Origin of the sequence: Virgisporangium ochraceum (genome assembly GCF_016863655.1) — a bacterium.
GTDB lineage: Bacteria > Actinomycetota > Actinomycetes > Mycobacteriales > Micromonosporaceae > Virgisporangium > Virgisporangium ochraceum.
This window is the reverse complement of the sequence record NZ_BOPH01000058.1, coordinates 22,856-29,179: the sequence shown is the minus strand read 5'-3', so window position 1 is coordinate 29,179 and position 6,324 is coordinate 22,856. Positions and strand designations below refer to the sequence as shown.

6 protein-coding genes are annotated in these 6,324 nt (G+C 69.9%); 2 read left to right on the top strand and 4 right to left on the bottom strand.

Annotated features, from left to right (window positions below):
• Positions 1-847, top strand: an 847-nt coding sequence (locus Voc01_RS20945) for an Asp-tRNA(Asn)/Glu-tRNA(Gln) amidotransferase subunit GatB (protein ID WP_507772762.1), incomplete at its 5' end; no start/stop codon positions are given.
• A 431-nt stretch (positions 848-1,278) separates the two neighbouring features.
• Here the strand turns inward: Voc01_RS20945 and Voc01_RS20940 are convergent.
• On the bottom strand, positions 1,279-2,358 hold the full coding sequence (locus Voc01_RS20940; RefSeq protein ID WP_203929182.1) for a PQQ-dependent sugar dehydrogenase: 1,080 nt from the start codon (positions 2,356-2,358) through the stop codon (positions 1,279-1,281).
• A gap of 72 nt (positions 2,359-2,430) precedes the next feature.
• The gene (locus Voc01_RS20935; protein WP_203929181.1) at positions 2,431-3,126 is read right to left on the bottom strand and encodes a lytic polysaccharide monooxygenase auxiliary activity family 9 protein; all 696 of its coding nucleotides are present in this window, start codon (positions 3,124-3,126) and stop codon (positions 2,431-2,433) included.
• Positions 3,127-3,976: 850 nt separating this feature from the next.
• Here Voc01_RS20935 and Voc01_RS20930 point away from each other — a divergent pair.
• A complete protein-coding gene (locus Voc01_RS20930) occupies positions 3,977-4,144 on the top strand; it encodes a DUF4236 domain-containing protein (RefSeq protein WP_203929180.1) in 168 nt (55 codons plus the stop codon).
• 103 nt (positions 4,145-4,247) lie between these two features.
• On the opposite strand, the gene Voc01_RS20925 is transcribed toward Voc01_RS20930, so the two are convergent.
• A complete protein-coding gene (locus Voc01_RS20925; protein WP_203929179.1) occupies positions 4,248-4,613 on the bottom strand; it encodes a PH domain-containing protein in 366 nt (121 codons plus the stop codon).
• A 234-nt stretch (positions 4,614-4,847) separates the two neighbouring features.
• Positions 4,848-6,323, bottom strand: coding sequence for an Asp-tRNA(Asn)/Glu-tRNA(Gln) amidotransferase subunit GatA (gene gatA / locus Voc01_RS20920; protein WP_203929178.1), 1,476 nt, complete (start codon positions 6,321-6,323; stop codon positions 4,848-4,850).
• Position 6,324 lies beyond the last annotated feature (1 nt).

Below are 6,324 nucleotides of genomic sequence, written 5' to 3'. Positions count from 1 at the left end.
TTGCGACGTCAACACGTCGCTGAACCGGCCGGGTGAGGAGTGGGGCACCCGCACCGAGACGAAGAACGTCAACTCGCTGCGCTCGGTCGAGCGCGCGGTGCAGTCGGAGATGCTGCGGCAGGCCGCGATCCTCGACGCGGGCGGCTCGATCACGCAGGAGACCCGCCACTTCCACGAGAACACCGGCGACACCACGGCGGGCCGCAGCAAGGAGACCGCCACCGACTACCGCTACTTCCCCGAGCCCGACCTGGTGCCGATCGCACCCGACCCGGCGTGGGTCGAGGAGCTTCGGAAAGGCCTTCCCGAGGCGCCGCGCGCGAAGCGCCTGCGCCTCAAGGAGGAATGGGCACTGTCCGATGTGGACATGCAGGCGATCGCGAACGCCGGCGCGTTCGAGCTGATCGCCGCGACGGTCGCCGCCGGCACCACACCCGAGGCCGCCCGCAAGTGGTGGCTGGGCGAACTGGCCCGCCGCGCCAACGCCGACAACGTGGAACTGTCGTCGCTTCCCGTGACACCGGAGCACGTCGCCGCGCTGCAGAAGCTCGTCGACGACGGCAAGCTCACCGACAAGCTGGCCCGCACCGTCCTCGAAGGCGTGCTCGCCGGCGAGGGCACGCCCGCCGAGGTCATGGCCGCGCGCAAGCTCGAGGTCGTCTCCGACACCGGCGCGCTCACCGCCGCGGTCGACGCCGCGATCGCGGCGAACCCCGACGTCGCCGCGAAGATCCGCGAGGGCAAGGTCGCGGCGGCGGGCGTTCTCGTCGGCGCGGTCATGAAGGAGACCCGCGGCCAGGCCGATGCCAAGGCCGTCCGCGAGTTGATCATTCAGCGTCTCAGCTGAAAAGCTCTATGTGACGCGCGTGTGGGCGGGTCGGCCAGGGAGCGTCTCAGTGGTTGTCATGGTGCGGATCGCTCCGCACCGCTCGCCGCCGTGGTGAACGTCACGTTGCGCGTCGATCTTGCAGTTGTGGCCGCACCTATGTGCGGACATGTCGTGCTTTAAGTGGGACCACAACTGCAAGATCGACGACGGATGGCCGGCTCGACGGGCACGGAACGCTATCGTGCGGTGCCGCGTCAGCTGATGATCGAAAGTGGTGGCGACCTTCTGCTGTTCTGGCACGGCCACAACAGCAGAAAAGTCCCACCACTTTCGATCATGGTTGGGTTCTGCGGCGGACCGGGCTCTCACCGCAGCCCTGACCGATCCTCACGGTGGAACAACCGGGCCCAGCGCCGAGTGGCCGGCGAAACCCTGACCCCTGAAGGTGTCTAGGGCAGAGCTTCGCCACCGACCCGGAGGACGCTGTCGTCGGTTGCCACCCACACGGCGTCGTCGGGTGCGGTCGCGATCGCGTGGAGGCGTGGGAGTTTCCCGTCGAGGAGGGTCTGCGGTTCGGTGCCCTCCAGCCAGATCCGGTACAGCTTCGTGCCCGCCAGGTAGACGCGGCCCCCTTTGACCGCGAGCCCGCCGAACCCGGCCTCGCCCGGCTGCCACGCGGCTACCGGGTTGACGTACCTGCGGTTGCTGCCGAACGCGGTGGTCGCCGGCCAGCCGTAGTCGCCGTTGGCCTGGATCAGGTTGAGCTCGTCGTGCCGGTCGGGTGCGCCGTCGGGCGTCGAGCCGGCCTCGGCCAGGAACAGGTCGGTCTGGCCGTACCAGGCCAGCCCCTGCGGGTCGCGGTGGCCGCGGGAGTACACCATCGAGTCCGCCTGCGGGTTGTCCGGCGCGACCGTGCCACCCGGCGTGATCCGGAGAACCTTGCCGGCCAACGACGTCGGGTCGGGCGCGTTCCGCTCGTCGCCGGCGTCGCCGGTGGCGACGTAGAGCATGCCGTCGGGTCCGGCCGCGATGGCGCCGCCGTTGCGTACGGGTCCGCGCGGGATGCCGGTGAGCACCGGCTCGACGGATCCGTTGGCGCGCACCCCGACCACGCGGTTGTCCACTGTGGACGTCACCAGCGCGTACACGGTGCCGTCGGTGTGCACGGTGATGCTCCGCAGTGCCTCGATACCCGGGACGGTGGCGAACACGGACGGCTGGCCGCCGGGCCTGACGGCGACGATACGGCCGGTGCGCCCCTCGGCGACGAGCGCGGTGCCGTCGGGGCGGAACGCGATCGCCCGGACGGCGTCGAGGCCGGCGGCGACCGTCGTCACGGCGGTGTCGGGCAGGGCCAGCGCCGGCGCGGTGGTGATGAGCACGCCCGCGCCCGAGCGGTTGCCGTGACCATGGTCCGCCGCTGGTGGTGGGGCGGGCTCAGACCGGTCCCGTAACGCCAGTGCCGCGACCACGACGAGCGCCACCGACAACGCGACCGCGACCGGAACGCCACGCCACTTTCTCGCCATGGGGTCTCCAAGGGAGCGGAACCGCCCACGCCGGCTGTGGGAGGACCGGCGTGGGCGGGGCTTCCGCGGGGGTCAGGTGATGTTGACGTCCGCGCAGAAGTAGTAGGACTGGTCGGAGTGGCTCGCCTGCCAGATCGTGTAGACCAGGTGGCGGCCGCTGCGGCCGTTGGCGGTGGCCGGGATGTTGATCTGAACGCCCTGGTGGGGCGTGGTCACCTTCTGCCACTGCGACGGGGGCGTGTTGCCGACCTGGGCCACGAGCTCGAGGTGGTTCCAGCCGAGGGCGGTGGTGAGCGGGTTGTAGCCCTGCCGGGTCACGTACACCCGGATGTAGTCGGCGCCGTGCGAGGCCTGGTCGAGCAGCCGCAGCGTGAAGTTGCGGCCGATGTTCGTGGCCCGCCAGTTGCCGGGCACGTCCATGGCCCGGTACCGGCCGTCACCGGTGCGCCCACCGCTGCAGAGCTGACCGTTGGGGATGGCACCCTGGTGGTTGCCCTGGACTCCCTCGCGGAACAGGCCGTTCCAGTTCCACATGGCGTTGGTGTCGGTCTGCCATGCTTGCCAGCACATCGGGTCCTGGGTCTGCATGGCCGGGTTCTGGAACTGGTTGCCCCACCGCGACCAGCAGCCGTAGTTTCGCGACGACGGGTCGATGGTGGTGCCGTGCGACGAGGCGGTTCCGGGGGTCACGACGGTCAGCAGGGCGGCGGCCAGGGCGATGATCGCGGGGTACGCGAACCGTCGGCGGCCGGTCGCGGGCACTTTCATCTGGACTCACTCCAATCAAGGGGGTGGATTGGTGTGATGACGGTAGTAAACCGCCCCTGAAACGGCTAGAGCGGCGCTGACCTGCGCAACCAGGTTGATTTCAGGCATCGACCCCCCATCGATTGATTGAAGTGCGTCGTTCGACTGTTCGATAATCGGGGTAGCGGGGGGAGAATTTCTTCCCTTGTCCCACGGGTTGGGAGCGCTCCCATGCCGGAATCCCAGGAAACCGCCGAAGGGTTTGCTGACTCGCCGGTGGTTGGGGGGCGCGACGGGCAGCAACCGAAACGACGTGGCTGGACGGCGCACCAAGCCGCCCGGAAGGGGGACGGCCGGTGAACGTGGTGGTCGGCTCGGTGAGCCTGCCTCGGCAGGACGGCGTGCGCGTGCCACCGGATGGGCGGCCCGACAAGCGGATTGCATCCGACGGGCGATGCGGCCAGCCGTCCTGTACGGGTTGTGCCGCACCGGGGGCCGGCGGTCGCGGACAACGCGCCGCGCGTCGGCGCGGGCCGGCCCCCGCTCGGCAGCCCGGCTCGGCGGCGCGAGTTCGGGTGCACCTGACGGCTGGACGATGCCGAACCCGTTCCCCGATCAGCCGTCCAGCGTCACCGTGGACGGCGGCGTTGCGGACCTGATCGAGCTGGACGACCGGCGGCCTACGTCGCGGGTGTGTTCCGGTGTCCTGAGTCGTTGATCGTTGTTTGAGGAACGGAACTGCAGTAGGGCTTCACGTTCGCTCCTCGACCAGTCGGGAAGTTCGTCTACGCGGGGGCGTGGAGGCGCGATGAATAACTATCGACATCGGTGGGTAACCCTGGGAGCACAGGCTTTCCAGGGAGGAACGACGATGCCGGTCCATTTCCGTAAGCGGATGAAGTTCGGCCCGCTCATCTTCAACTTCGGTAAGAGCGGCTTCACCTCGTGGGGTATCAAGATCGGGCGCTGGTCGTGGAACTCGCGGACCAGGGCGCAGCGCGTCGACCTGCCGGGCCCCACCAGCTGGAGCAGCCGCTAGGACCCCCATCCCCCGCCGAAAAGCCCGGTGAGCACCGTCGCTCACCGGGCTTTCGCATGCCCGCGGGCGTCCTCCGCAGCGCGTCGCGGGGAGACCAGGCAGGCTAACGGGCGTAGTGCAGGATCACGTCGTGGATGTGCTTGGTCTTGTCGACCCCGCGCACCTCGATCTCGTACGTCTGCGTCCCCACGTGGATCGCGATCTTGCCGGTGCTGAAGAAGTTGCCCGCGAACGACCGGTCGCTCACCAGCGACACCGCACTCACCTTCGAGTACGGCACCGACGTGATGGCCAGGTTCCTCCCCGCGAACGACTTGTCCTGCAGGATCACCCGGCGGTCGGTCAGGCCGATGAACCCCGTGCCGATGCCGACGGCGTCGTACACGGCGATGATGGTCTCGCCCTGGAGCAGGCCGTTCTGGATCTGCTGAAGCTGGTCTCGCCGATCGTGAGGAATGTTCGGAGCCATGCCCTCAGCCTAGGCCTTGTCCTGTCGATCATTTGGCGGCCTGCGCCGGGCCCAGACGACGACCGGTGGCGTTGCGGCTTCGCCCCGATACAACACCGGTATCGGGACAAAGCCGCGCCTGGTCGGCGGCTTGCGCGGGCCGCAGGGCGAAGCCGCGCGGACTGGGCTTGCCGTAGCCGTCTGGACCTCGCCGCAAACCACCATGATCGACAGGACAGGGCCTGGCCGATCAAGCTACAGGGCCGGCGGCGTCAGCGGCGGCACCGCGGTCTCCAAAGCGGCCGCGACCCGGTACATGCGGTCGTCGGCGAGGGTCGGCGCCATCACCTGCAGGCCTACCGGCAGACCGGCCGACAGGCCGGCCGGCACCGAGATCGCCGGACCGCCGTACAGGTTCGACGGGATCGTGAACAGGTCGGCCAGGTACATCTGGTACGGGTCGGCGGTACGCGAGCCGAGTTCGAACGCCACGAACGGGGTGGTCGGCGAGACCAGCACGTCGACCCGCTCGAACGCGGCCGCGAAGTCGCGGCTGATCAGGGTGCGGACCTTCTGCGCCTGCCCGTAGTAGGCGTCGTAGTAACCGCTGGAGAGCGCGTACGTGCCGATCATGATGCGGCGCTTCACCTCGGGGCCGAAGCCGGCCTCGCGGGTCACCGACATGACCTCCTCCAGCGCCCGGTTGCCGTCGTCGCCGACGCGCAGGCCGTAGCGCACGCCGTCGAAGCGGGCCAGGTTCGAGGAGCACTCGCTCGGCGCGATCAGGTAGTACGCCGGCAACGCGTACTGGAAGTGCGGGCACGACACCTCGACGACCTCGGCACCGAGCTTGACCAGCGCCTCGAGGCTCTCGCGGAACACCGCCATGACACCCGGTTCCGCGCCCTCGCCGGCGAACTCGCGCACCACGCCGAGGCGGACGCCGGAGAGGTCGCCGGTGGCGCCCAGCCGGGCCGCGCCCACGACATCGGGCACCGCGGCCGGGATCGACGTGGAGTCGCGCGGATCGTGGCCCGCGATCACCGCGTGCAGGAGGGCCGCGTCCTCGACGCTTCGCGCGCACGGGCCGGGAGTGTCCAAAGAGGACGAGAACGCGATGAGCCCGTACCGCGACGTGCCGCCGTACGTGGGCTTCGCGCCGACCGTGCCGGTCACAGCGCCCGGCTGCCGGATCGAGCCACCGGTGTCGGTGCCGATCGCGAGCGGCGCCTCGTACGCGGCCAGCGCCGCCGACGAGCCGCCACCCGAGCCGCCGGGGATGCGCGTGAGGTCCCACGGGTTGAAGGTGGGCCCGTAGGCGGACCACTCGGTGGACGAGCCCATCGCGAACTCGTCCATGTTGGTCTTGCCGAGGATCACCAGCCCGGCGTCCTTCATGCGCGACACGATCGTGGCGTCGTACGGCGGCTTCCAGCCCTCGAGGATCTTCGAGCCGGCCGTGGACGGCACGCCCTTCGTGGTCACCACGTCCTTGACCGCGACCGGCACGCCGGCGAGCGGCCCGAGCGGCTCGCCCGCGGCCCGCGCTGCGTCGACCTTCCCGGCGGCGGCAAGCGCGCCCTCGGTGTCGACGTGGAGGAACGCGTGCACGCGGTCGTCGACGGCGGCGATCCGGTCGAGGTGTGCCCGGGCCACGTCGACCGCGGAGGTCTCGCCGGACGCGATCGCCGCGGCGATCGCCGTCGCGGTCATTCTGGTCACGTCGGTCATG